This is a genomic window from Spirillospora sp. CA-128828, from assembly GCF_050945415.1.
Lineage (GTDB): Bacteria > Actinomycetota > Actinomycetes > Streptosporangiales > Streptosporangiaceae > Spirillospora.
In genome coordinates, this window is record NZ_CP191986.1 from 7881269 (window position 1) to 7906760 (window position 25492).

General features: G+C 66.7%; 22 protein-coding genes, 2 pseudogenes and 1 CRISPR repeat array (1 of these 25 only partly in view). Of the genes and pseudogenes, 13 read left to right on the forward strand and 11 right to left on the reverse strand.

Annotated features, from left to right (window positions below):
* Positions 1-15 precede the first annotated feature (15 nt).
* On the forward strand, positions 16-906 hold the full coding sequence (locus ACQPXG_RS37970; RefSeq protein WP_433463976.1) for an NADP-dependent oxidoreductase: 891 nt from the start codon (positions 16-18) through the stop codon (positions 904-906).
* A 19-nt stretch (positions 907-925) separates the two neighbouring features.
* Here the strand turns inward: ACQPXG_RS37970 and ACQPXG_RS37975 are convergent.
* Positions 926-1799: pseudogene (locus ACQPXG_RS37975) on the reverse strand (IS5 family transposase).
* A gap of 299 nt (positions 1800-2098) precedes the next feature.
* Here ACQPXG_RS37975 and ACQPXG_RS37980 point away from each other — a divergent pair.
* Complete coding sequence (locus ACQPXG_RS37980; RefSeq protein WP_433463977.1) at positions 2099-2698, forward strand: helix-turn-helix domain-containing protein; 600 nt, start codon at positions 2099-2101, stop codon at positions 2696-2698.
* Positions 2699-2766: 68 nt separating this feature from the next.
* Here ACQPXG_RS37980 and ACQPXG_RS37985 read toward each other — a convergent pair whose 3' ends face one another.
* Positions 2767-3135, reverse strand: coding sequence for a hypothetical protein (locus ACQPXG_RS37985; protein ID WP_433463978.1), 369 nt, complete (start codon positions 3133-3135; stop codon positions 2767-2769).
* A gap of 707 nt (positions 3136-3842) precedes the next feature.
* On the opposite strand from ACQPXG_RS37985, the gene ACQPXG_RS37990 reads away from it, so the two are divergent.
* From ACQPXG_RS37990 to ACQPXG_RS38005, 4 genes are all read left to right on the forward strand, one after another.
* Positions 3843-4133 carry a hypothetical protein gene (locus ACQPXG_RS37990; RefSeq protein ID WP_433463979.1) on the forward strand — a complete coding sequence of 97 codons (291 nt, stop codon included), beginning with the start codon at positions 3843-3845 and terminating at the stop codon, positions 4131-4133.
* 110 nt (positions 4134-4243) lie between these two features.
* On the forward strand, positions 4244-5404 hold the full coding sequence (locus ACQPXG_RS37995; RefSeq protein WP_433463980.1) for a type III PLP-dependent enzyme: 1161 nt from the start codon (positions 4244-4246) through the stop codon (positions 5402-5404).
* Between the two features lie 38 nt (positions 5405-5442).
* Positions 5443-5721, forward strand: a complete 279-nt coding sequence (locus ACQPXG_RS38000) for a hypothetical protein (RefSeq protein ID WP_433463981.1) — start codon at positions 5443-5445, stop codon at positions 5719-5721.
* Between the two features lie 133 nt (positions 5722-5854).
* Positions 5855-6574, forward strand: a complete 720-nt coding sequence (locus ACQPXG_RS38005) for a tRNA-dependent cyclodipeptide synthase (RefSeq protein WP_433463982.1) — start codon at positions 5855-5857, stop codon at positions 6572-6574.
* A gap of 23 nt (positions 6575-6597) precedes the next feature.
* Here the strand turns inward: ACQPXG_RS38005 and ACQPXG_RS38010 are convergent, their stop codons facing one another.
* On the reverse strand, positions 6598-7449 hold the full coding sequence (locus ACQPXG_RS38010) for a hypothetical protein (protein ID WP_433463983.1): 852 nt from the start codon (positions 7447-7449) through the stop codon (positions 6598-6600).
* A gap of 1209 nt (positions 7450-8658) precedes the next feature.
* On the opposite strand from ACQPXG_RS38010, the gene ACQPXG_RS38015 reads away from it, so the two are divergent.
* Entirely contained in the window at positions 8659-9456 is a 798-nt protein-coding gene (locus ACQPXG_RS38015) for a hypothetical protein (protein WP_433463984.1), read from the forward strand.
* Here the strand turns inward: ACQPXG_RS38015 and ACQPXG_RS38020 are convergent.
* The 3 genes from ACQPXG_RS38020 to ACQPXG_RS38030 form a co-directional block, all read right to left on the reverse strand.
* Positions 9399-12809, reverse strand: coding sequence for a tetratricopeptide repeat protein (locus ACQPXG_RS38020; protein WP_433463985.1), 3411 nt, complete (start codon positions 12807-12809; stop codon positions 9399-9401). The two genes, ACQPXG_RS38015 and ACQPXG_RS38020, sit on opposite strands and share 58 nt — an antisense overlap.
* A 2-nt stretch (positions 12810-12811) precedes the next feature.
* Positions 12812-13252 carry a hypothetical protein gene (locus ACQPXG_RS38025; RefSeq protein WP_433463986.1) on the reverse strand — a complete coding sequence of 147 codons (441 nt, stop codon included), beginning with the start codon at positions 13250-13252 and terminating at the stop codon, positions 12812-12814.
* Between the two features lie 587 nt (positions 13253-13839).
* A complete protein-coding gene (locus ACQPXG_RS38030) occupies positions 13840-14694 on the reverse strand; it encodes a hypothetical protein (RefSeq protein ID WP_433463987.1) in 855 nt (284 codons plus the stop codon).
* Between the two features lie 334 nt (positions 14695-15028).
* Here ACQPXG_RS38030 and ACQPXG_RS38035 point away from each other — a divergent pair, with 334 nt between their 5' ends.
* Positions 15029-15517, forward strand: coding sequence for a hypothetical protein (locus ACQPXG_RS38035; RefSeq protein ID WP_433463988.1), 489 nt, complete (start codon positions 15029-15031; stop codon positions 15515-15517).
* 624 nt (positions 15518-16141) lie between these two features.
* Here the strand turns inward: ACQPXG_RS38035 and ACQPXG_RS38040 are convergent.
* Complete coding sequence (locus ACQPXG_RS38040) at positions 16142-18181, reverse strand: methyltransferase (RefSeq protein WP_433463989.1); 2040 nt, start codon at positions 18179-18181, stop codon at positions 16142-16144.
* 325 nt (positions 18182-18506) lie between these two features.
* On the opposite strand from ACQPXG_RS38040, the gene ACQPXG_RS38045 reads away from it, so the two are divergent.
* Positions 18507-19664, forward strand: a complete 1158-nt coding sequence (locus ACQPXG_RS38045; protein ID WP_433463990.1) for a hypothetical protein — start codon at positions 18507-18509, stop codon at positions 19662-19664.
* 46 nt (positions 19665-19710) lie between these two features.
* Entirely contained in the window at positions 19711-19818 is a 108-nt protein-coding gene (locus ACQPXG_RS38050) for a pentapeptide repeat-containing protein (RefSeq protein ID WP_433463991.1), read from the forward strand.
* A gap of 688 nt (positions 19819-20506) precedes the next feature.
* On the opposite strand, the gene ACQPXG_RS38055 is transcribed toward ACQPXG_RS38050, so the two are convergent.
* Both ACQPXG_RS38055 and ACQPXG_RS38060 read right to left on the reverse strand, forming a co-directional pair.
* The gene (locus ACQPXG_RS38055; RefSeq protein WP_433470185.1) at positions 20507-20845 is read right to left on the reverse strand and encodes a hypothetical protein; all 339 of its coding nucleotides are present in this window, start codon (positions 20843-20845) and stop codon (positions 20507-20509) included.
* Positions 20740-21045, reverse strand: coding sequence for a DUF6207 family protein (locus ACQPXG_RS38060; RefSeq protein ID WP_433463992.1), 306 nt, complete (start codon positions 21043-21045; stop codon positions 20740-20742). Before ACQPXG_RS38060 ends, ACQPXG_RS38055 begins: the two co-directional genes overlap by 106 nt.
* A 258-nt stretch (positions 21046-21303) precedes the next feature.
* Here ACQPXG_RS38060 and ACQPXG_RS38065 point away from each other — a divergent pair, with 258 nt between their 5' ends.
* Entirely contained in the window at positions 21304-21567 is a 264-nt protein-coding gene (locus ACQPXG_RS38065) for a hypothetical protein (protein ID WP_433463993.1), read from the forward strand.
* A gap of 184 nt (positions 21568-21751) precedes the next feature.
* Here the strand turns inward: ACQPXG_RS38065 and ACQPXG_RS38070 are convergent, their stop codons facing one another.
* Positions 21752-21895 (reverse strand): alpha/beta fold hydrolase, encoded by a 144-nt coding sequence (locus tag ACQPXG_RS38070; protein WP_433463994.1) that lies wholly within the window; start codon positions 21893-21895, stop codon positions 21752-21754.
* Positions 21892-22707 (reverse strand): alpha/beta fold hydrolase, encoded by an 816-nt coding sequence (locus ACQPXG_RS38075; RefSeq protein ID WP_433463995.1) that lies wholly within the window; start codon positions 22705-22707, stop codon positions 21892-21894. Before ACQPXG_RS38075 ends, ACQPXG_RS38070 begins: the two co-directional genes overlap by 4 nt.
* Before the next feature lie 55 nt (positions 22708-22762).
* On the opposite strand from ACQPXG_RS38075, the pseudogene ACQPXG_RS38080 reads away from it, so the two are divergent.
* Together ACQPXG_RS38080 and ACQPXG_RS38085 are read left to right on the forward strand one after the other, a co-directional pair.
* A pseudogene (locus tag ACQPXG_RS38080) lies at positions 22763-23662 on the forward strand (ATP-dependent DNA ligase); the annotation flags it as partial.
* 106 nt (positions 23663-23768) lie between these two features.
* Positions 23769-24242: a hypothetical protein gene (locus tag ACQPXG_RS38085; RefSeq protein WP_433463996.1), complete on the forward strand. Its 474-nt coding sequence runs from the start codon at positions 23769-23771 to the stop codon at positions 24240-24242.
* Positions 24243-24757: 515 nt separating this feature from the next.
* Positions 24758-25492: direct repeats of the CRISPR family, unit length 29 nt; unit sequence GTTCTCCCCGCGCGAGCGGGGGTGGTCCG (it continues 4049 nt past the right edge of the window).

The window sequence follows — 25492 nt, forward strand, 5'->3', positions numbered from 1 at the left end:
AGTGAGGCGGTCGGCATGCGTGCTGCAGTCGTGAGGACCTTCGGCGGACCCGAGGCCGTGGAGGTCGTGGAGACCGGGCTGCCGGAGCCGGGGCCGCGGCAGGTGCGGATCAAGGTGGCGGCGGCCACGCTGAACCCGGCGGACGTGGGGGTCCGGGAGGGGCTCGTCGGGGGCGCGGGCAAGCAGATCGGATTCGGCTGGGACGTCGCCGGCACGGTGGACGCGACGGGCGTGGCCACGGCGTGGAGCGTCGGCGACGAGGTGGTGGCGCTCAACCCCGGCATGGTGCGGCCGCTGGGCACGCACGCGGAGTACGTCGTCGTCGACACGGACGCGGTCGCGACGGCGCCGGCCACGGTCGACGCCGTGCACGCCGCGACCCTGCCCCTGAACGCCCTGACCGCCGTACAGGCCCTGGATCTGCTGGAGTTGGAGGAGGGGCAGTCCCTGCTGGTCACCGGTGCCGCGGGCGCGGTCGGTGGCTTCGCGATCCAACTCGCCGCGCACCGGGGCGTGTCGGTGACCGCGCTGGCCCGGGAGGGGGACGAGGAGCTCGTACGGTCGCTGGGCGCCGCCCACTTCACTTCCGGTGCCGTCAGCGCGGGCAGCGTCGACGCGGTGCTGGACGCGGCGGTGCTCGGGGAGACGGCCCTTCAGTGGGTGCGGGACGGCGGCTCCTACGTGGGCGTACGGCCCGGCACTGAACCGGCGTCGGTGCGCGGGGTGCGCACCACCTCCGTCGCCGTCAGCGCGGACGGCGCCCGGCTCGCGGAGCTGGCCGCCCTGGTGGACGAGGGGGTGCTGACCCTCCGAGTCGCCGAGACCTACCCCTTGGAGGAGGCCGCGAAGGCGCACGCCCGCCTGGCCGAGGGCGGAGTGCGAGGGCGGCTGGTGCTGGTGCCCTAGCGTGTTTCGAAAGTGCTGGTCACAGCCACTCGTTGATGGCTGCGACCAGCGCGGTCGCCTCGTATCGGACGGCAAGCTTGTCGTACCTCGTCGCCACCGCACGGTGGCGCTTGAGGCGATTGATCCCGCACTCCACCGCGTGACGCTCTTTGTAGTCGGACGCGTCGAACTTCGGTGGTCGGCCGCCGTGGGATCCGCGCTTCTTGCGGTTGGCGATCTGGTCGCGCTTCTCGGGGATCGTGCAGCGGATACCGCGCTTGCGCAGGTAGGCGCGATTCGCGCGGGAACCGTACGCCTGTCGGCACGAACCCTGTCCGGTCGGGTGCGCGGGCGACCCGGCCCGAGCCGGGGCACCCGGATGTGGCCCAGGACCACCTGGAACTGCGGGGAGTCACCGCGCTGCCCGGCCGTGATCACCAGCGACATCGGCTTCTGGGCCTGCTCGACCGCCAGGTGGAGCTTGGTGGTCAGCCCGCCCCGGGAGCGTCCGAGCCCGTGGTCGTCGGGCTCGGTGAACACACCACCTGGTGGCTCGACTTGCAGATCCCCTTTTTGCGGGCACCCGCCGCATGCTGGTGGGCGCGGGCGATGGTGGAGTCCACCGAGACGTCCCAGGTGATCAGCCCCTCGGCCTCGGCCCGGGCCTGCAATTGCTCGAAGATGCGGTGCCAGGTGCCGTCCCGCTGCCAACGCCGGAACAGCCCGTACACCGTCTCCCATGGGCCGTACCGCTCGGGCACGTCCCGCCACGGAGCACCGGCGCGGGTGCGCCAGCGTATGCCGTCTATCAGCTGCCGCTTGGTGTGTACCCGCGGCCGTCCGGACTTCTTCCCAACGGGCAGCAGGGACTCCAGCTTCGCCCACTGCGCCTTCGTCAGATCGCGCCTCCCCATGAAGTGGATCATGACACATCAAGATCCACTTTCGAAACACGCCCTAGCCAGCCAACGCCGAGGAACGCTGCCGAAGCAGTAGGGACCTCCAGGAAGCTGGCCAGACCCCGGACAGCGCCCGAGGCAGCGGCGCCGGAGGACGGCGCAACCAAGCCAACGCAGAAGCCTTCAAGGAGAACACGAAGCCGCCGCAATGCCTGGCGCTGAACCAGGACCAGAAGGCAACGTCGCTCTCTTGCGCAGCCCGGTTTGGTATAACCAGATACATCGATGGAACCCGGCTTGAGCAGAGGACTTGCGTGAGATCTGACGGTGAGCGGCCTGAAACCCATGCCGAGGAACCGGACGAATCCTCGCTGCGCGATCCTGACATCGTCACGACCCAAGAACTTGCCGCCCTGCTCAGACTCACCCCGCTGACCATCCAAAGACTTCGGGACAACGGTGTGATCCGCTACATGGATACCGGTGGAGTCATCCGTTACTCCTACGCGCAGGTCAAAGACGATCTCATGACTCATGCCGAGCAACGCCGCGCCGAACGGTTGGCCAAAAAGCAGCAAGATACCAGCGCTCAAGAAGCCAAGGTTGTCGAATTCCTAGACAAGACAATCACCGAGGGCCGTAAGGGGACCCCGGAGTTGATTGCTCAACATTTCGACATTGGCATCAAAGCCGCCAAGAATTATCTCACCCAGGCGGCTCCCGTCATCGTGAGACGACGGGACCTCGTCAGTCGCGCGTTGATCGCTAAAGAGAATCGCCTTGACCCACGACAAGTCCACTCATTGCTGCATCGAGAAGACGCTCCCGACCCGATTCTCCAAGTGGGTCGCACGATGTACTACCAGCGGGCGGAAATCACTAGACTGCTGGAACGGATCAACCACCCGGCCTGACCAGGAATCCGCGCTGACCCTGCGAACATGGCCACGGGAGACTTCCGATTCTCGGCATCACTTTGAGTTCAGCTGACCGAGTTCGCTGCAGAAAAGTACACCGCCTCGAGAATCTCGTCCATGATCTGCGTATCGGTGATGTACCCCAAGACCTTTCCAGACTCGGTAACTAGCACACACCTCCCACTTACCGTGGTCACCTGGATAAACTCGGTCCCGACCCGCAGGCCGAACGACTCAGCCGCGGGCGATACACATAGCACTGGACTCACACCCCAAGCGGCGAGCGAAAAAGCGAGTTGCAGCAACGCATCCATTGGCGTAGATGACAACGTGCCACATGCCCCTTGGACGTCCGTTTGGAGATCTGCGGCATCCATTGTTTCACCCGCATCCTGTTCTCCTTGAGTTTCCGTGATTGTCGGATCCCATGCCATCAACTAACCCAGGCCTTCCAGTGATCAGCGCGCCCGCGAAGGTTCAGCTGTGGCGGCAGGGCCGTTGGGCGCGCGCGCTCATCCTCGCAGAGCGAGCCTAGCGAATCCTTTGTCAATTGTGGTGTCACCTAGAGCAGGACCCTGCTTCGCGTAGCCCGTTCCGCACTGCCATTGAGTTCAAAGGAATCGCTATCCGCCGGAAGTGAGATCAGAAGCTGCGGCACAATCCGACTCCATGGCCTTCCAAGGCACGTTTTCCCTAACGTCCTGTCTCGAACTAACTCACCACTGCGTCTCGCGACTCGAGATCTGACTCATGCGCGCCGCGTCATCTCCAGAGTGCTCACGAGCACTGTCAACGGATGTGTCACTTAATCCCAGACAGAAGCCACGCACTCGAAGAAAAGGAAAACGCCATCACGTATTTCTTGATTGACAGTTCTAATGACAGAACATCTTCTAGAGTGGCCATCGCCATGCATGGTGGCCCATCACCACCTCAGTCCCGCGCGTGCCGTGGAGGATCAAATTAGCCATGCGTGCAGCGTCACCCACCCACTCATTCGCGTTTATTGAGGTAGACGAACGGATTTCTTATGAGCCCACTGCCTGTCGCTAAGGCCGACTTCCGAAGGGCGGTCGAATCCGCCGATCTGAAGGCGATCACGCGATCCCTGCACCCTGACGTTGAGCTCCACAGCTCTGTCGTGCGCCGTCCATACCGCGGCCTGGCTGAGGTCACACCTGTGCTGCGGATCCTGCTGGAGGTCATGGAGGGCTTCCGCTACTCCGACGACCTCGATCCTTCCGCTGCCATCCGGGCGTTGGTCTTCACCGCGCGTGTGGGGGACACCGCAGTGAAGGGGGTCGACCTGGTCCGTTTCGGTGAGTCCGGGCTCGTCGTCGACCTGACAGTGACGGTCTGGCCGCTGCCAGCGGTGGTGAAGTTGGCCCGGGCCGTCGACGAGGTCATCGACCAGGCTTCCCCGCTCCTCTAGGGCCCGTACTGGCGCCCCGACCGCTCGATTCGAGCCCGCTGGTACGCCGTCCTGGTCACCCCCGCCATCCGCACACCCGGCCCAGCCGCCGTCCCCCGTAAAGAAGCACTGTGAACGAGACATACGAGCGCCACGCCGTCCTTTGGCGCAGCCATCATCTTCCGACGCCCTGCCTGACGATCGACCTGGACGTCATCGCGACCCGGTATCACGCGCTGCGTGCCGTCCTGCCGCAGGCCCGGATCTACTACGCGGTGAAGGCCAACCCGCATCCCGCCATCGTCTCCCTGCTCGCGCGGCTCGGCTCCCATTTCGATGTCGCCAGCCGGGCAGAGATCGACATCTGTCTCGATCAGGGGGCGGCCCCCGAGGCGATCTCTTACGGCAACACCATCAAACGCACCGAGGACATCGCCTACGCCCATCGGCGCGGTGTGAATCTGTTCGCCTTTGACAGCGAAGCCGAGCTCCGCAAGATCGCCAACTCTGCGCCCGGCGCAGACGTCTTCTGCCGCTTGCTGGTCGACGGCGGCGACTCAGCCCTATGGCGCCTCAACTACAAATTCGGGTGCGCCGACGAAACCGCGATCTACCTGCTCACTCTCGCCGCCGATCTCGGTCTTCGCCCCCTCGGTGTGAGCTGGCACGTCGGTAGCCAGCAACTGGATCCCACCCGGTGGGAGGCCCCCATTAGCCGAGCGGCCGAGATTTTTACGCAGCTCCAGGACGTCGGTATTGCCCCGGCCCTGATCAATCTGGGTGGCGGATTCCCTGCGGACTACTCCCCCCACGTCCCTGGCATCGACCGGTACGGCAAGGCGATCAGCACCGCCCTCCATGACTCCTTCGGCGATGACCACGAGATGCGGATCATCGCCGAGCCCGGCCGTTTCCTCGTTGGGGATGCCGGCGTGCTGCGATCCCGGGTCGTGCTTGTCGACCGCAAGGGCACCGGCGACGACCGCCGCCGCTGGATCTACCTGGACGTCGGCAGGTTCGGTGGCCTGGCCGAAACCGAAGGCGAAGCGATCGTGTACCCGCTCGCCACCACCTATGACGACAGCGACGACATCGGCCCGGCGGTTATCGCGGGCCCAACGTGCGACGGTGTCGATATCCCATATAGGCAAACCCCGCGCTTTCTGCCGATGCAACTCAGCGAAGGCGATTACGTCGACTTCCTGTGTGCCGGTGCCTACACCGCGAGCTATTCCACGCGGTTCAACGGCTTCGCCCCACTCCCCTGCCACGCTTTCCCGGACCCGGAGTAATCATCCCCAGCCGCCTCTACCCCCACGTAGGAGCACACGTGATCGTCACCGAATACGGTGTTCGCCACCCCCTGCTGCCGAGCGTCATCAGTCTGACCAGGGCGGACGGTGGTTTGCACGCGCTGGTGGCCAGCTGGCCCGGCGCCGAGCTGGTCACCCGCTCAACACATCGGCACCGCGGAGTCCGCGGAATCCGGACCGTCTGGGGTCCCTGGCAGCAAGTCAGCGCCGACCATCTGACGAAGGCCACCTTCAACTCCTCCCAGCACACCGATACGGCGAACCCTGCGGCGCCCACTCCGGCATTCTCCAGCTGACCTGGGCTCCAGCAGTGAACAGCGCAGAAGGGGCGGCCGCACCTCTTGCGAGGCGTCCTTCGGCGCAGGAGATGGCAGTGGTCCTGGCCCGCTGTCTCGGCGACCCCATGTCTGAAACGGAGGTGCGAGCATCATGAAGGATGCGTGTCCCGCAGGGGCGGATTCCCGCCTTTCCTTTACCTATCTGGTTCGCGCCCGGGGTGACTACTGGCGTACACAGTCCCATTGCCGCCTCCCGGTGTCCATCGGGCAGGCATATCACGAAGGCGACAAGCTGCGGGCTACGGTCGACTGGGTGAATCGCCATGCGGGCCGCCCTTTCCGGCAGTGCACGATCGTGCTCGCAGACTCGCTCCACCGGCACAACCTGCAAGGACCCCATAGCTGGAGCGAGGCGCGAGCGACGGGGGATTCCTGGCTGAATCGGAACAGCCGTTCACTGACGGGGCTGATCATCCCGCATCGAATCGTTCGCTGGGACGACCTCCTGCAGCATCCGGAATTTCCCGCGATTCATGCCCGGATGAATCATCTTGTGGTCACCAATCCGGCGTTCGCCAATGCGCTTCATGTCATGACTGAAGACTGGCTGTCTCGACGTCCTCCTAACGCGAGGTCCGCCGGTGAGGAGTTTACGGAACGGGTGCAGCGCTACGTGCTGGAGGAGATCTCCGCGATAGCGGTCATGGAGCTGGAAATCCCTGCCGCCATATGCTATCCCGGTGGGATACGACTCCTTGAGATGGTGCGGAGAATCGCGTTTGGTGACCTTGGGAGATCGATCTCGTGGGCGCCAACGACGCTGCTTTCGTTCGAGTTGACCCAACTCCATATTAGGAGACGAGCGCGCTGAGGGGTATGCGTCGCGGCTGAGGATCACCTGGTGGGGTGGTCATTGTCGGGGGGTTCTGGCCAGGGCCGCTGCTTCGGATCTGTGAGTGCGATGCGTTGCCAGGCTTCTTTCCAGGCTTGGATATCGGGTTGGTCGCCGCCGCATCCTTCGATGAAGGCCAGAAAAAGGTCGAGGGTGGGCAGTTTGGTGCGGCGAGGGAGCTGGGACAGGGTGGTGTGGGCGTAGCGGTTGCCGATGGCGTCGGACATCTTTCGGTAGCTGCGTCGCCCCCGCCACAGCCGGTAGGACTGCAGCAGGTTCATCAGCTCGACCGTGGTCCGCGCGGCGCTGGGGTCGGGTTTGGCTGCCGGCACGCCGACGGGTTCCTCGTCGGCTCGGATGGCGGGGGCCTTCGCGGACGGGGGAACCGGGACGGGCAGAGTGTCCGTGGCAGGTTCGGGCTCGTTCGCGTCCGGGGTCGCCAGCGTGGGAGCCGCGGGCGCGGGGGCCGGGTGCCGCTGTGGCCGCATGGTGACGGTCGGGTGTCCCTCCCGGCGCGGGAACTCCTGGAACAACAGCAGGGCCACCTCAATGATCAGCGGATCGGCGTCGCAGTCGCGGAGCAGGCCGGCGAGGACGTCCTCACGGAAGCCGAACTCGACGTCTCCGCGGAGGAATGCCTCGGCTCGGTGGGCCCCCAGGTTCCGGCGGCGGGCGAAGTCGAACACCCGCTCATGAGCGGGGAACTGCATCAGCACTCCTAGGATGAGGAGCCGCAGCTTGTCGTTGGCGGTGTCTCCGCCCTCGCCCGGGTACACGCGCGTCAGGAAGTCCAGCAGCTCCTCCCGCGAGTGGGGGGAGCGGTTCTTGCGGCCGAACCATGGAATCTTGATCATGGTGGTCGCTCGCCTCAGCGGATTCCGAGCCCGGCCAGCGGGTGCGGGGGCATGCTGGCGTGCGAATGCTCGTACGGAGAACGCCCTGGCTCTCTTGCCGGCAGGCCAGGAGGCGGGCTGGAAAGCAGCAGGTATGCGGGCAGGCCAGGGCAGCCGAGGCTGCTGTTCATCGGCGTTTCCTTTCAGGGGAAGATCCACTGGGGTGACCGGGCTTTTCAGCTGGAAAAGCGAGCCACCACCCGCCGATTGGCGGTCGGCAGGCAGCGGCTGACAGGAATCATGACTCCTATGATCCGGACTGTACTGACGTTCGCCCGGTCTCACTACATAGAGTGCGAAACCGAACGCCGCCCGGTATCTACGCCGCGGCCGTGTCCTGTGACCAGGGACGACCCTGAACAGGCGGTTGCTGTCCACTCACTTACCGAGAGTGGTCATTTTCGTTCCAGGACGTCCGCAGTGAGATTTTCACGTAATAATGAGAGGAGGAACTGCCGCGTCGTATGACACATTTGCGGCATTTTTCTTGAAGGGGTCGGTCCACTGACCGGGCGGCCCTGACTGGAAACGGCGGACCGGCGGGGACGGCACATCCTGTTGGCGGCAGGGCCCCGGCCGGTCCGCCGCCCCATGCCACCCGGCGTGCCAGCCCGCCCCGCATGCCTGGCGGGTCGGCACCGTGAACATCGGTGAACGATCGTGGACACCCCTTGGCGCTCTGACCTGCCGGGACAGAGCCGATGTGCTGAACACCGCGGAGACTGCCGCCGCAGGCGGTGCAGCCGTAGAACAGCGCGGCCGGTGTTCAGGGCCGGACGAATGACACCCTCTTTGGACGGATTCGTTTCCCCAGGTCACATGCCGGGCCACGGAGTCCGATGATTCCAGCGGGTGATCGCCCGGTCCTGCCTTCCCCGTCCCGAGGAGCCGCATGTCTCTTTCGTTCGCCCCAGCACACCCCGCTGCGGCGGCACGGGGCGACGGCAAGGCCGAGGCCAAGCCCGCCGAGCACCAACTGCTCCACGGCCCCCGGTCGGCGGAGGAGATCGTCATCGCGATGGCGCTGACCGTGCGCTGGATACTGCACACCGGACGGCACCTGCCCCACCCGGGCCGACCCGTCCGCCCTCTCCTGCACGATCTCCCCGGCGACGAACTCATCGAGTTCTGGGCCGACGACCATCCACCGGCTCAGACAGGAATCACGTCATGTCCGAAGGCTTCCCCCCACCAGCACCGCCGCACGGCGGCGTGCTCCACCACCCGATGCTCGCGGTCGACATCGTCGGCTTCGGCCGCTACGCACCGGCCGACCACCGGCACCTGCGCGACGCCCTCTACCGCATAGTCACCGCGTCCTTCGCCGCCACCGCCGTGCCCTTGGACCCCCGCTGGCACGAGGACCGCGGCGACGGCATCCTGGTCATCGCCCCGGCCGACATCAGCGTGGCGCTGCTGCTGGGGTACCTGCCCCACCATCTGCACGCCGAACTGCGCCGCTACAACCAGGTCTCCGCCCCCGCCGTCCAACTCCGGCTCCGCCTGGCGGTCAACGCCGGCTACGTCCAGACCGACGCGCACGGCGCCGGCGGCCGCGAACTGCTCCACCTGTTCCGGATGCTCGACGCCCCCGGCTTCAAGACCGCCCTGGCGGCCACCGACAGCAGCCTGGGACTGATCACCTCCGACTACCTGTACAACGAGATCGTCCGCAGCAGCCCCGGCCTGCTCGACCCCGCCGCCTTCACCCAGACCACCATCGCCCACAAGGAAACCCGGGCGCCCGCCTGGATGTGGCTCACACCCACCACGGCACACGCCCAGCCCGGCACCCCGCGCACGCCGCGCCCCGGCGCCCCTCACGCGGACGCCCAGGACTCGCCGCCTGGCCCGTGCGCCACAGCCATCCGCCCGCCCACTAGGCGCGCCGCACCCTATCGAGTCGGGGGTCAATGCAGCGGTGGAGTATCAGGGGATTGTGTGGACTGCGGCAGTGGGCGGATGTAAGTCGGTGCTGCGGACCGCCGTCGACTCGGAGTAATCGCAGAGCCGGTGTCCGCAATGTGGTGGGAGAGTTCTGCGGCTTCGCGGCCGACGGCGTTGGCCTCTTTGGCCCTGCCTAGCTGAATCAGCCCTTTGGCCAGACCGCGCAGGGCATAGACCAGCAGGGACTGGTAGGCGGGATCGTCTTCAGCCAACCGACGGTAGAGTTCGACCGCTTCCTGCAACGTTGCCAGGCCTTCCTCCCGTCTGGTGGTCGCTCCGAGGATGGCGCCGAGGTTGGTCAGCGACATGGCCAGGTCGGCTCGGCGGGCGGGATCGTCGCGGACAAGCCGTCGGCGGATGTCGACAGCCTGCCCGGTGGCCTCTGCGGCCTTGTTGAGTCGGCCCAGTTTGATGTACCGGATGCCGAGGTTGTGCAGGGCCAGGGCAAGGTCGCCTTCGTGGGTGGCCGGGTCGGCCTGAGCGAGGCGCCGGCGGATGTCCACGCTTTGTCGGGTGGCCTTCAACGCTTTGAACCGGCGGCCCCGGTCCGCCAGCCGGATACCGAGGTTGTCCAACGACAGGGCGAGGCTAGGTTCATGGATGGCGGGGTCGGCGGCGGCCAGGCGTTTGTCGATCGCGACTGCCTGCCGGGTTGAGGCCAGGGCCTCTTTGTGCCGTCCGATCTCGGCCAGCCGGATTCCGTGGTTGTTCAGGGCCTTGGCCAGGTCGGGCACGTAGGTGTCGGGGTCTGCGGCGGCCAGCCTCCGGCACAGGTCCACGGCTTGCTGGGTGGCGGCGAGCGCGTCTTCGTATCTGCCCGCCTGTGCCAGTTGCAGGCTGTGGGAGTACAGCGTCTCGAAGTGGGGCTCGAAGCCGTCCGGGTGTTGATCGATCACCTGGGGATCGATGTCCACGGCTGGCATGGCGATGGCGAGGGCTTCTTCGGACCGTCCCATTCTCTTCAGGTGGATGCCCAGGTTGGTCAGCGCCCGTGCGATGCCAGACCCGTCGCCCAATCGTCGGCGCACCCTCGCTGCTTCTTGGAAGACCTCCAGGGCGTCTTGCATACGGTCTGACTCGGCCAGCGAAACTGCCAGCTGGTCCAGCGCGTCAGCGAATTGGGCCTGGTAGGCATTGGGGTTGGCTTCGGCCAGTTGTCGGAGAAGGTCCACTGCGCCTTGCGCGACGGACAGGGATTGTTCCGGCCGTCCACCTTCTTTGAGCGCCTGCGCATAGGTGGTGAGCACCACGGCCAGGTGCGGTTGGTAGGTGGCGGGCTGCGCCGCGGCGAAACGCCCGAGAAGTCCGGCCGCCTGCTCGGCGACTGCCAGGGCGTCCTCCGCCAGGCCGCCGGCTTTGGCCAGGATGGTGCTGAGGTTGTTCAGCGCCGCGGCGAGATCGGGTTCACGGGCATCGGGGTCGGCCGACGCGAGCCGTTGGAGGAGGTCGACCGCCTCCCGCGTAACGGCCAGGGATTCTTCGGGCCGACCGAGGTCGGCGAATTGGGCGCCCATGTTGACGAGGGCTTTGGCGACGAAAGGCTCGAAGAATTCCGGATCGGCGACCGCTGCCCGCCGGAGCAGGTCCACGGCTTCCTGGGTGGCGTTCAGCGCCTCCTGGTCGCGTCCCACGCTCGCCAGCCGCTTGCCGAGGTTGAGCAGTGACAGCCCCAGGTAGCGGACCGCACCTCCCGGCGTGCCGGAGGCCACCCGCCGGCATTCCTCCACCTCCCGTAGGGTCGTTTCCAGAGCCTCCTGGTAAAGCCCGGCGTTGCTCTGGCGGACCCCGAGGTCGCTCAGGACGCTGAGGCGTTCGAGAGGGTCTCGGGCGGCCTGAAGGCGATGGTGCGCCACACGGGCCGACAGCACGGCCATGGCCGTGTCCAGGTCGACGTGCTGCTGGGCCGGGAACTCTCTTTCGACGGCTGCGAGGACGGTCCAGTCGACGTCGGGTATCTCGGCGAGAGCGATCAGCGCCGCGCTGCCCGCGGCGACCGCCAGGCCGGGGTTCCGGTGTACCAGCGGGTACAGGTATCCCGGACCGAGATGGGGCCAGCGTCTGGCTGCGGTGGCGAGGAAGGTGACCGCACGGGACGGCGGCGCGCCCGCGAGGATGCCCTGGTGCGACAGCAGGGTGTTCACTGTGGCGGCCGCCCAGTCATGAGCGGGGTAGTGCGCCTGGTGGCCGGGCAGGGTCAGCGCTAGGAAGTCCTCCGCCAGGCGGTCGGGGTACAACGGCTCCAGCACGGTCTGCTGTGTCTGGGTCGCCGCCGGATAGCAGAGGGCATGATCGGTCAGGGTCTGCTCGGACGCCGTGGAGGGTTGGAGGGCGGTCAGGACAGACAGACCCAACGGCCGGGGTTGGGGGCCGGTGAGCACCGCGGTGAACACGGTCTGGTTCATCGTCTCCGGCGGTGTGCGGTACGTCGGCGAGACGGTGTCTAGCTTGGCGGCGACGCTGTTGTAGAGGTTGGCCCAATGCAGATGCTCGCGGTCGAGCAGGTAGATCGTCAGGCTTTCCATGTCCCCGGGCGGGGTGCGGCCGGTGGCGTGGGCGTCAACGGCGACCAGGGCGGCCATGTGCACGGCCAGGACCAGACCGAAATCCGGGTGCTCCAAGGTCTTCAGCGGGCCAATGGCGGACGCTTCGGTGCCGTAGCGGTCAGCGAAGCCGTCGCGGGCCGCGTTGAACATCGTGGCGCGCGCGCCGGTGTCCCGTCCGTCGCCGGGGAGCGGCGGCAGGGCCTGAGCGGAGGTGCTGGCCTGCTGGTTGGCCAGGGCGGCACGGATCGCGGGCCAGACGTCGATGCCGCGTCCCAGCATGAGCACCCGGGTGCGTACGGCGGGCTGGTGGAGCAGGGCGTTGCTCAGCAGCCAGGTCAGGTGGGACAGCGGCCATCGATCGGCGTAATCGATGATCAGCAGCAGCCCGGCGGCTTCGTCCAGCCGCAGGTCCTGGCTGCCGGGCGGGGGCAGCACCGTGCCGGGGCCGTGCGTCGCGGTGACGACCTTCCAGCCCTGCTCGATCGACTCCTGTGCGAACTGCGCCGCCAGCCGGGTCTTGCCCTGGCCTGCCGGTCCGTACAGCCATCGGGTGGCGAGCCGCGTTGGTTGTGCGCGCCACTGCTCCAGGTCGGCCAGTTCGCCCTCGCGGCCGGTGAAGTCGACCACCGCGAACCGCGCGTTGAGCATCCTGCTGGGCAGTTCCCGCAGGAAGTCCGGGGCGGGTTCCGGTGGCGGCCGCCAGTTATCCAGGACGTACAGCGGTGTGCCGTCGCCGAGGCAGTGGATGTCGGCGCCGATCGCCCCGTATGCGAAACCCGCGACCGCGGTGACCTCTTGGCGGACTGAAGGGGCCTGACCATCGTCAGGCATCCTCAACTGTCCGTTCTGCTCGACTCCGCGTCGCCGGGCGGACCTTCGGTCGGCGCCGGCCGCGGCGCCGAACCGTGGTTGATGATGTTGCCGTGCACGACACCCTGGGCGACCGCTCCGGGCGCGGTGGCGGTGATGCTCTGCCGGATGTCGCTGACGCGTTCCTGTTCACCGGGCGGCAGCAGCGGAGTCAGCTCCTCGTCCAGGATCTGTTTCAGCTCGAGTCCGATGTGCGGCTCGGCGGCCACCAAACGCTGCAGCTTACGTTGCCAGTCGGCGGCCAGTCCCTGTTCGGCGCCCCGATCCCCTGACTGGCGGGCGGCGACCACTTCGGCGCGCACCTCATCCAACTCGGCGGCGATCGCCTCCGCCTGTTCGGGGCGAGCTCGGCGCCACAGCCGGACAGCTCCGGCACGCGCCTGCTGCCAGCCGTCGGTCGCCATCGCACCGATGAGCGCGGTCCCCGCCGCCAACACCAAAGGATCCATGTCGAACTCCGTGACGTATCGACCAATCCCCCCGGTGCATCCTAATCGAGCAGCCCGCCGCGATGCCGTGAATCTTCGCCAGTGATCACGAAACGTCTCGCGGTCCGGCCACGGCTCGGGCGAGCGGACAAGAAGTGATCCCCACGAGGGAGATCGTTCAGCAAGGCAGGTCCCGCACTCTGTGCCGGGCCACATGGCCCACATGGCCGACTGCCCGGCACTTTATTCAAGACAGGCCGATAACGTACGGTTCGACGACCGCAGACGGGCAACGAAACGCTCCACGGTGATGGACCGCTACCACAGGGATGGGCAGTGCTCATTCCACCAGCCACGGACCTGGAACTCCTCGTTCGCGTTTTCCTATGTCCCAGGACTTCAGAGCACTGGCTGCGTCGGTCGTCAGAGGGTCGGTCGGTCGGTCGGACGTAGTGGCGCACCGTGCTGAGCTGGGCGTGCCCCAGGATGCCCCGAATCACGTTGATACCCACGTCCTCTGGCCAACCTCGTTGGTGTGGATTCTCACCGCGTCGTGGTGTGGCTCACGATTGCCGGCGCTGCGCGCGTCTGATGAGCCCTAGCCAGCCGGACTTTGAGGGCTGGGGAGGAGTGATCGGAGTTCGGGCGATCGCTGGTAGCGACACGCCAAGAACAGCCACAGGAAGGACGAACACTACCCATCCCGTCGTGTAGATGAACCAGTGTGATGGTTCAGGATACCAATGCTTCGACGGTATTGACAGAATCACTCCAGTGACAATCGAAGCGATTGCAAGATAGCTCAGCGACGTAAGTGCCAGCGCATTAACCCATGTGGCCTGGCGAGTAGAAGCAACCTTGTTTCGCCTGATGACGAGTATGATGCTGGAGATCATCAACCCCAACCCCGTCACTATATAAATGGTGATGTTGAACGTAAGATGATTAGTGCCTTGATAGATGGAGTCGACATAACTGGTCGCCGACACAGCCAGCATTACGGTAGCAAGTACCAGAGAGAAGTAGATCAACTTGCGGAGAAACGACAGAACGCCGTCATGATGGCGTTCATATGCGACAATAAGCCACGAGAGCGAAGTAATCATGCAGACTATTGCGGTAGCAAGGACCGCGCCTGTATAGGCTTGTTCCGTCTCGGCTCGCGGACAGGTTTGCTCACCAGCGGCCGTCGCAAAAAGGTAGGCGGCAACAACAAGGCTGAAGAACGCAACGAACAAGAGTTTTAGTGCGTTTGCCGCTTCAGCCTTCCCTGACGTGCGCACGCTAAGCGTTACGATAATTCCAGCGAACACAAAGCCCGCGAGCCCACCCAGGAAGGGCACCCAACTCGCGGCGGTGGTGATTGGGTTCCAGTCGTAGCTTAAACAGGTGTCTGGAACGTGCGGGTCAGGTGCCATCAGAGTCCCAAGTGCGTTTGTGCAAGCATTTCCGGATTGGGCAGGTTGTGATCAATTACCCAATTAGAGGCAGCCGCATCAGTCATGCCGTTGCTAAAGATACTAATACCGGATAACTGGCCAGTAGCAGATCCAGTGGCCGAATCAGGACGGGCAGTGATCTCTTGGGCATGATCCAACGTCCGCCGCTGCGGAAGGTACATGTCCGGTGTGCTCGGGGATCTCGCATCGGGTCCTGGGACGGATGCGGGTTGGGACTGGCGGGTGACTTAAATCGCCTGTCCCCGGCTCGGCGAGGTGTGCATCAGAGGAGTTCAGGGGCACACTCTTGAGCGTGGACAGGGACTCAGGCAATGGCTGGTTCGCCTTCCTGATCGAGAACAAGGACAACCTCGACAAGCGGTGGTCCACGTGCGGCGAGGACACCAAAACCGACGACGTCGGCCGGGGCGGCGGGATCCGCCAGGAGGTGAAGGGCGACGCCAGAGACTTCGCCCGGGAGATACTCGATGCCTTCCTCGATCACCTGGTCGCGAACCGGCCAGAGTATGTCGAGTACTTGCTCTATGAGGATGACGAGGACACCAATCTCCGGGCCCGGGTGTGGGACATCGACGTCGCTGACGCGGACCGCATCAGCGCTGGCTCGAGCATCCCGGAGCCCGGCACCCGGCTCAGCCACGGGTATGCGCGCGGCCTTTCGATCGAAGGTATCGAGCCGACCTCGGTCGTGACACTGCCCGCGGACGTTGTCCGGGATGGACTGCGCCGGAAACTCGATGAACGGCGAGAACAACTCTCTGATCCCCCTGAAACGCGCTGACGAACTGCCGGTGGATTTTGGGCAGGGGTGCGCGGCGTGCGGGGGGCCGGGCGCCGCGGCGAGGTCAGCGGCGCCGGAAGTACTGCTCGGCCGCGGGCTGGATGTGGGCATATCGGGCGTGCCTGCGGGATATCCGAAAAGGCTCTGGTTCAGACACTGGCGCAAGGGCCCCACCCGTGCTGCGCTGCGCATGGTCGGGTGGGGTCTCTTGTGGCCCCTTAGGAAAAGGGCTGTGATGAGTTTTCACGCGGCTTCGTACGCGTGCTCATCCTGCCGACTGAGTGCCGGTCTCTCGGCTGCACCGCTCCTGGCAGGAACGCGCGAAGTCTTTGTCGAAGTCGGGCTGGGCCGGTGGCGTGGTCCGCGGTGAGGTCGTGCGTGGTGACGTGGGTGGACTGCTGTCCGGCGAGGACCCACCGACGTAGGGGATGTCCCTGGAAGGTGGATCGCCCGAGTTGTCGGCGGTGCAGGCGCCAGCGGCGCCGAGAGTCGCCAGCAGGATGATGGCTGCTGCCGAGTAAACCTTGTGAATCTTCACGCTTGTGCCTTTCGTGTGGAGCCGGCAGATTGCGGAGGTGCTGCTCCGCGACGGAAGTCGCCGGTGCCAAGCCGTTCTGGGCCTGGCTAGCGGGCGTACTTGTGGAGGCCGGCCGGGATGAAGGACTCATGGGCCGGGTTGGGGACGGCGGGGCAGGCGATGATGGCCGACATGTCGAGAGGCAGCGGTCTTTCCCCGACGACCAGAAAGCCGGCCTCCTCGAGGAGGTGCCGGTACTGGTCGCGGGTGCGTTCCTGCCCGCCGATGTTGTTGACCAGCATGTTGAGGTCCCACAGCGCAGCGATCGATGGGTCGGCGGGATCGTCGGGGAGGGGCCGTTCGATGATCAGCACGGAGCTGTCGTCGGCTGCGGCGCTGCGGACGGCACGCAGAATGGATGCGCAGGTCTGGTCGTCCCAGTCGTGCAGAATGCGGCTAAGGATGTAGACATCGGCGGCGGCGGGTAGGTCGCTGCTGGTGGTGAAGTCGCCGGGGATGAAGCGGCAGCGGTCCAGGTGCCCGCGGTTGCTGAGGTTGACGCGCGCGGCGGCGATGACCTCTGGCCGCTCCAGCAGCATGCCTTGCACATTCGGGTAGGCGTCGCAGAGGTCGGCGAGCAGTTCCCCGTTGCCGCCGCCGATGTCGGCGATGGTGCGGGCACCGCCGAAGTCCACGGTCGTGGCCACGTCGCTGACGAGGGCGGCCCCCTCGGCCATCGCGCGGGTGAAGGTGGTGCGCTGGCGTGGATGGGTCCGGAGATAGTCGAAGGGAGGCTGCCCGTAGACGGTCATGAAGGGGTTTCCGCTGTCCCGGATACCCGAGGTCAGCGCTCTGAAGCTGAGGTAGAACAGATCCCCGTACAGCATGGTCAGGTGCCGCATGGATCCGGCGGAGCCGCGGGATAGTCGGCGGCCGAGGCTGGTCAGCCGGTAGGTCTGCCCGGCCGGCGCGGTGACGCCGATCCAGGGATGGCTGAGCGCGCGCAGCAACCGGTGCAGCCGATCCGGGACGGCCTCGGTCCGTTCGGCCAGTTGGGCGCAGGTGAGGGGGCCTGCGGCGAGGTGGTCGGGGAGATCGAGCGTCACCATGGCGTGCAGCGCCTGGGTGACCCAGGCGCCGGTGAGCAGCCGTAGAAGCCGTCGGCTCTCCTCATCGTCAGGGTCGTGGTCGGGGGTGCTGCTCCGCGTGCCGGCATCTCCAGCGGAGGTGTCGGCGTCGACAGCGCTGCCATCGGCGGCACCGACCTCAGGGGATCCGTGCGCGTTGGCGCTGGGCGCGGTGCGGTCGTCGACGTACGCGGCTCGATCGGCGTCAGTCTGGGCGCCGCGCCTTTGGTTGATCGGAGAGCTGGCCAGGTGACGCTGCAGCACCGCGATGTGGCGACCTGCGGTGATGATCTCCAGGCGGCGTGGCCAGCCCGCTTTGGTGCGGCCGTCCGCGCGGAAGTACAGCACGGTGGCACCGTCACCGTGGTCGGGGTTGTATCCGCCTCCGTCGGGCTGTGGTCCGCCGTCGCCGCTGAGGGCGCGGCGGAGGTCTTCCAGACGGCGGCTTCCGGGTTGGGTGAGCCGTACCGCGACGTGGTTTTCGTGATTGCCCAGGCGTTCGTTTCGGAGGGCGAGCGCGGTCAGCTCGTCCTCGGGGTCGATGCAGAACACCTCGATGCCGCGCGGATCACCACCTGCGAACGGGGCGCGGATGATCTGGACGTTCAGATGTCCGGCCGCCAGACGCTCCTTCGGAACGTGGTAGCGGGCGGCGAGCCGGTCGCGGACCACGCTGCTGGCAAACGGCTCTTGGGGGTCGAGTCCCTCCTCCCGCAGGCAACTCGATACGGCCTGCAGATCAGCGCAGAAGATGAGCACGGCGGCGTGATCGAGTGAGCAGCGGCTGGTGATGGCTTCGATCATCTCGATGGGCGCGTGCAAGGGAAGCGCGTCCGCGGCCGCGTCGGCGATGCCGCAGTCACGGATATAGTCGCGGACTCCGCGGATTCGCCGCCTGTCCTCGACCGTGATCTGTACACGATCGGTCGCCTTCGAGTTCGGACTACTTCTCATACCGCGCTCCATGCTCGACGAATGGCGTGGCCACCTTAAAGCACAAAATGTCACGCGAGTCGTCAACGCATACACTGACTTGAATCGGCGCCGGTCTGTCTTCGCTGGAGCGGTTTGTGCAGGCGATCAACTTGCTGCTTACGGGCTTCCCGATGCGGGAGCGGGAGCGGACATCGGCCCAGCTTGTGGGGCCACACGCATCGCCAGATAGAGCCTTCTCATTCCCAGATGCGACCCGACCTTGAAAGGATATATTCGGCGGCCCGGCTAAGGTGACACCCCTTGTGACAATTGCCCGCGCTAGAGTGTGGAGCGTTAAGGAAAATTCGATTCTGCGATCGGACGGCACTCCTCGACTCGAGAGGCAGTTGTGTCTGCGGACCGGCCTGGAATGGCGTATCTGGAACTGTATGTGGCTGACGACGACGCGGTGGTGGCCTATTTCGCCCGGAGCCTCATGTTCGATCAGGTCGCGGTGGCCCGTCACCCGACGCAGCGGTCGACGCTGCTGCGCAGCAGTACCGTTCAGGTCATCGTCACCGCACCGACAGCCGAGGACGGGCCGGTCGCCGACTACCTCGCCCGTCACGGCGACGGTGTCGCCGACGTCGCCCTGCACCACACCGACCTGCACGAGCTCGTGAGACGTGCGCAGGCGGCCGGTCTGAACGTCCTCGCACCAGTCCGTGCACTATCAGTGGACGGCACTCGGACCGCTCGGATCTCCGGAGCCGGGTCAGTGCACCACACGCTGCTCGACACGACCTCGCATCAGCTGCGACTACCTCCGGGGTTCGCCTGGGAAGCCGAGCATCTCACCTTCCCCGCCCCCGTCACCTCGCGGGCATCCATGATCCGGCCGCAGATGGTCGATCACCTGACCTGGTACCTGCCGGCCGAAGCCCTGGAACCCGTCACCACCCAGTACCGCGAGGCGTTCGGAATGCGCATCGCCAGCAACGACCAGACGACCGCCGGGACCACCGTGGCCAACAGCTACATCTTGTCGACCGCGAGCATGGTGTTCGTCCTGGTGGCCGCCGACCGGGCCCGTCAGCCCCAGCCCGGCGGACCAATCGATGATTTCCTGGCTGCGCACGCGTCGGCCGGAGTTCAACGCATCGCGTTCCATACCGGCGACATCGTGGCCGCAGCCCGAATGCACCTGCGCAACGGCGACGAGCTCATACCCGCCCCCACCGGCTACTACGACCACATCCCGGCGCTACTGGCCGACTGTCCGCCGGTCCGGGCCCGAATGGACGAGATGCGGGCTCTCGGCGTACTCGTCGATCACGACAACGACGGCCCGCTCTTCCAGATCGTCGCACGCTCACCGCATCAGCGCGGAACCCTCCGCTACGAACTCATCCAACGTCAGGGCTCTACAGGATTCGGGCGGCGCAACGCCCGCGCCCTCCTCCTCCAAACACACCAGACCGAACCCCCAGACGTCCCCCAGGTTCCTGACGCACGGCTCAGACCCCGCCGTGAGCAATTCCGGCCTGCGCTATCGATAGGTCGGCGGCGCAGGCTGGGGCTGGGGTGATCTGAGCGGTTCGGGCCTGACCGGTTCGGGCCTAATCGGCTCGGACATGCGCCGCGCGGTTCTGCACCAGGCCAACCTTGCCAGCGCCGTCCTAGATGGCACAGATCTGAACGGTGCGGACCTTCGCAGCGCCGACTTCGCGCCACCGACCTGAGCACCTTGCGCTATGCCCCGGGCACAGACGCGATCCGCCGGGTGGCCACGACCGACAAGTACACCGAGTGGTGACCCGAGGGACGAACCGCCCCGGCCCTGCGCACATTCGCCGGGCCGGCAATGCGTCCGATCAGATTCTGGAGGCGCGTGGACAGGTCCGGAGGACCAGTGCGCTCATGACGATGGCGGCGGCCGACAGGTCCTTTGGATGTCCGCGCCCTGTTGGCCTGCGACGATGACGTTCTTGGCCCTCTTGCAATATAAACGCCGTGATCAGCGGCCCCGCAGGCCAGCTGACCACTCCTGAAGGACGAGGCTCTGCTGCGACTCCCGTTGAGCGACGACCGGCACCGGTGGCAGCGCGTTCTAGAAGCGCACCTGGACGCGGCCTGACCCGGGATCAGTGTCAGTTGAGGGCACCATCACTTGCCCAAGAGTGCACTGCGGTGTACTCCGATGGACGCTTTCCGGGTAACCGTCCACCACGAGTCGTGTTCGGGGGGCGTAGTCGCAATGCATATCCGAAGACCCGTCGCGCCCATGGCCGCGACAGGCATCGACCGCATCCCCGCCGAGTGGGCGTGCTCTGGCGGCTGCAGGTACGAACCGAAGTTATGGACAGGGTTTCAGCCTGTCCGGTGTCCAGACTCAGGCCCTGCTTGATAGTCCTGAAAACGACGGCGGCCTCACCGCGGTCGCCCTATCTCACCGGTCGCTGGTTCAGCGTCGCTTTCCGGGCTCGGGGGCGGTGGTGCTCTTGCTGGCGCGGCGCATGGCCTCGTACAGCGCCGCATCTTCCGGCGGGTTCGGCAGCGGGCCGGGGGCGGGGCCTGGAAGGACTGGATCAGCCAGGCGACCAGTCGGCGCCAGGCGTCCGGGGCGGCATCGGCGGTGGCGCCGAGGACTCCGGTGTTGGCCATCAGCAGCAGCACGAGATCGCGGGTGGTGAAGTCCTCGCGCAGCTGTCTGCTGTCCTTGGCGCGGCTGACCCCCGCATCCAGCGTCGTTCGCTCCGCTTTCGCCATTGCCCCCGTCCGGCGAGCAGCTGCTGGGAGGCGAACGCGGTGGCGTCGTCAGCGGCCGCGACGTCGACGACAAGGAGGCCGGGCTCACTCACGCGAGCCTCTTCACCCAACCGAGTAGCTGTTGACCAAGCCCGTCGACGATCAGCCGCCAGCAGAGCGGCCCGGCTGAGGTGCATGAATTCCAGGTATGTAAGCCTCATCTCCTGTAAATGGAGCCTCGAGACTCGCGATGGGGTCGGGGGCGTCGCGCTACGTTGTGTGGTTCCGTCGGTACGCGTCGAGTGTGCGCGGGCCGAAGGCGTCAGGCAGTACTTGTTCGATCGTCTTGATGCCGCTGATGGTGTCGAGGAGCATTCCGGGTGCTGAGTGTTCGAAGAGGAACTGCCTGCGGCGCCCGCACGGCATGAGGCGCTCACCGTCGCCGTCGACCACCCGAGCGCACTCTCAGCTATCTGCGGATGCTCCAGGACACGCCGTCCCTGCGGGCCCGGCACTACGAGAAGCAGCTGGGCTGGCAGGAAATGATGGTCCCGGAGATCGCACGCCGGCTGGGGACCGGCCCCGACCAGCCGGAAGACCCCAGGCCGACCGCCCTGGTCGCGGCCGCCCTCGCCTGCGCGGACGCGGCATCGACCGGCTGGGTCGCCTGTGAAGGCAAGGCCCCTGGCGGTGCTGCTCGACCGCGCCATGGGCGCATTCACCGACTAAGGCCTGTCGCATAAACGATCTCCGCCCTGATGCGGCGCTGATGGTCGAGGGTCGGATCTACTGGCCCGCAAGTCCGGGCGGAGGGCGCCGTTCGATGCATCCCGAGATCCGGTTGTTCCTGACCATCGAGCATCACCTCTGCCGCACGGCGAACGGCCGGCTCCGCGCGTGCGGAGCCGGTCCTTCGACATTCAGGATTCAGGTGCGCGCGGGCGTCGTCTGCAGGAACATCTCCAGCAGTGCCAGCAGCGTCTCGGGCGCGTCCTCGGTCGGGAAGTGGCCGGCGCTCGGAATCTCGACCACGGGTGCGTCGGGGTAGCTGAGCCTGAACGACGGGATCACGTACTCGGGCAGAAGATCCGGTCGGGGTGACGCAGCGCGAACCCGGTGCCGATGGGGCCGCCCCAGTCACGGAGCACCAGGGTGATGTCCGTGAGGTCGAGCGTGTCGACGAGCAACGATTCGAGATTCAGGATGTGTTCGCTCGCGTCGTACGAGCGGTCCTGCGGGGTCTCGCTCTTGCCGAAGCCCATGTGGTCGGGGACGATCACGCGGTGGTGGCGCGACAGCGGCCCGATCAGGTGGCGCCACTCGTAGCCCCAGGTGGGTTCGCCGTGCAGCATGACGATGGTCTGGTCGGGCTGTTCGGGGCCCTCGTCGACATAGTGCTGGCGGAAGCCGGCCGCCTGGTTGGGATTGGCCCGTACGAGGTCCTGCTCGATCGCCCACAGGTAGAACTGGTTGACCGTGGAGACCTCGCGGTCCCAACTGGTGTCCCCCACACGGGGTCCGCTTTCGTCGCGACGACGCCACCACTCATACGCTGCCCGATCGTCCATGGTCGCGTCGCGCCAGTCGCACCGGCCTCGCCCGAACCACAGGAAGTCGAAGTACGTGCGCAGGTCCCGGGCATGCGCAGCCTGGGTGTTCCACGGTGACGACGCCAGCCACACCGAGAAGTAGCGGTTCAACGCCACGTCGTACTGCGCCGCCGGATCAACCAGGAACGGTTGGCCCTCGGGCACGCCCAGGTCGTCCAGCCCCTCATCGAGTCCGGAGAACAGGGAGCTGAACTCCCGTATGAACGGCGTCGCTTCACGTGGCCACGCCGGGTCCCGGCGAGTGAAGTGCACCCGCCAACCCTTGATCGACATGACGCTGGACCATAGTCCTGGACAGCTCAACAGCGCATAACCGAAGTTCGACGGGTTCCGCTGTGTCGCGCGCGTGGACGAGGACGGCGGCGTGCACCTGTGGTCTCGCCGGCAGAAGCGCCTCAACGACGCCTTCCCCGAGATCGTCCTCGCGGTCTTCGACACGCTCCCGCCTGGCACCGTCGTCGACGGGGAGATCGTCCGCTGGGGGAGAGACGGCCGCCTCGACTTCTCCGCCCTGCAGCGGCGCCATGTCGCCGGCCGCCGCCGCGCCGAGCTCGCGCTCAGCGAGCCTTGTCATTACGTCGTGTTCGATCTCCTAGAGGTCGCAGGGGAGGACCGGCGACCCGCGCCGCTCTCCGAGCGCCGCGCCGAACTGGAGCAACTCCTCGCCGGCGTGCACGGAACCTCTCGCGTCGTGCTCTGCCCGCAGCTCCGCGACGTCGGCGAGGCCCGCCTGTGGTTCGAGATCTTGGCCGCGCAAGGCGTGGAAGGGCTGGTCGTGAAGGCCGCGAACGCCGCGTACAGAGAGGGCCGGCGCGGCTGGTGGAAAGTCCGCCACAGGACGACCACGGAGGCAATTGTCGGCGGGATCACCGGCACCATCGCCGAGCCGAGGTCGCTGCTCCTCGGCCGGTACAGCCAGAGCGGCCGCCTTGGCGTCGTCGCCCGATCCACACAACTCCCAGCCCCGGCCCGCACCGCGCTCGCCGACATCTTCACCCCGGCTGGCGCTGACCATCCCTGGCCGGATGTCCTACCCGCGGGATGGGCCGGCGGGCTGCCCGGCGCCGGCAAGCCGATCCAGTACACGCGGGTCGTTCCGGACATCGTCGTGGAGATCAGCGCGGATGCCGCCGTCGAGGGCGGCCGCTGGAGGCACGCAGTGCGGTACGTCCGCGCTCGGACTGACCTCACGACGGGTGACGTGCCGCCAGGGCTCGACCTGGAGTGACGGGTGCCGTTCCCCTTCCTCAGCAGCGTGGTCACGGGTCGGTTGAACCAGGTGGACTGGCAAGGCGTGCGGCGGCTCACCGCGCAAAGGGCCAGTGGTCGGCCCCGTGACGCTCGCCCCCTCGGCGACCGGGACGGCGACCGGTCAGCCGACCGGCGGCACATCCGGGCCGCCGTCGGTGGGTCCGTCGCCGCGCGCCTGGACGACGCCGCGTGTGAACACCGGCAGTGGAGCGTCCCTTCAGAACCGGACACCGGACGCGCTGTGCCAGATGGTCTGGAGCCCCTATCCAGTGCGGATCGAGGGCTTCACGGCCGCGCAGTCAGGCGAGCCCGTGCTGATCAACGGCAGCGGCATATCCGACGAAGTTCTGGCGCGGTCCAGGTTCGGGACCGTCACCTACGAGACGGCTCCGAACTGCACGGGCGCCGCTGGCGTGGGCATCCAGGCGCGCAAGCCCTGTGCACCCGACACGGTGATCGGACCCACGGACCCGTGCGCGATCACGCCTGCGCACACCTACCAGCCAGAGATTCCAAGGCCCGCCCGCTATACGGTGCCGGTCACGTGGCGGCTCTAGAAGCTGTGCACGGACTCCTCCGGGCCGTGTGGTGGTTTCGGGGCGATGCCGACCGTCCGGTGCGCGTGACCTGGCGGACGACGCTGACGCTGAACGCCTGCACCAAGTGGACGCCCTTCCCCGAGGCGCCGAACGGAGGAGAGAGCAATCTCGGTCAGTGCTAGGAGCCAATCCAAACAGCTGGCGAGGGCACGCAGGCCCCTCCATTCGGAGCCCGACCCGGGACCGGCGCCGGACTGGACGCAGCGACTCTCCGCACTGGACACCCTCGGCCCCCCTTCGCCGGGCAGGTGCAGGCGGCGATCACCGGCTCTCGGACGCCCGCCATGACGAGACATAAGACGTCCAGTTGGCCGCGGCGTGAGCTGGACGGTTCGACGTCTCCCTCCGGATCCCGTGCCTGCGCCCGCCCCTTACTCGATCGTGTTCACCACGTAGGCTTGGGGCCATGTCGTGCCAGACGACCAGAACATCTCAGATCGGTAACGCCTCTCCATAGGCCCAGGTCGCGAAGTGTTCTCCCCGCGCGAGCGGGGGTGGTCCGCAGCGCTCGTCCCGCTGGGACTGACCGGCCGGAGTTCTCCCCGCGCGAGCGGGGGTGGTCCGGTCGGCCCCCGCTCATCCGAGTTGAGCGGGGGGTTCTCCCCGCGCGAGCGGGGGTGGTCCGCTGGAACGCGAGGCCGAAAACGACAAGAAGCGGTTCTCCCCGCGCGAGCGGGGGTGGTCCGGCGCTGAGCCTGTCCCAGGCGTTCGAGATCGAGTTCTCCCCGCGCGAGCGGGGGTGGTCCGGACGCCGGTGCGCGCCTGGCCGGGATCGCCGGGTTCTCCCCGCGCGAGCGGGGGTGGTCCGCGGCTCGTTGACGAGCTGGCCGAGGCGACCGAGTTCTCCCCGCGCGAGCGGGGGTGGTCCGCAAGGTACCGGCGCGCTGCCGTCCTGAACGAGGTTCTCCCCGCGCGAGCGGGGGTGGTCCGAAGTTCGAGGAGTCGCTGAAGAACCTTGCGCCGTTCTCCCCGCGCGAGCGGGGGTGGTCCGAACGTGCCGGACGCGACGGCCGCGCCGGCGGCGTTCTCCCCGCGCGAGCGGGGGTGGTCCGCCTGAGCCGGTGCTGACCGGCTCCCAGTTCAAGTTCTCCCCGCGCGAGCGGGGGTGGTCCGCCGCGCACCATGACCTTCGGCGAGGGCGAGGAGTTCTCCCCGCGCGAGCGGGGGTGGTCCGCTCTACGCCGCCGTCGTGGGAACCCGATCAAGTT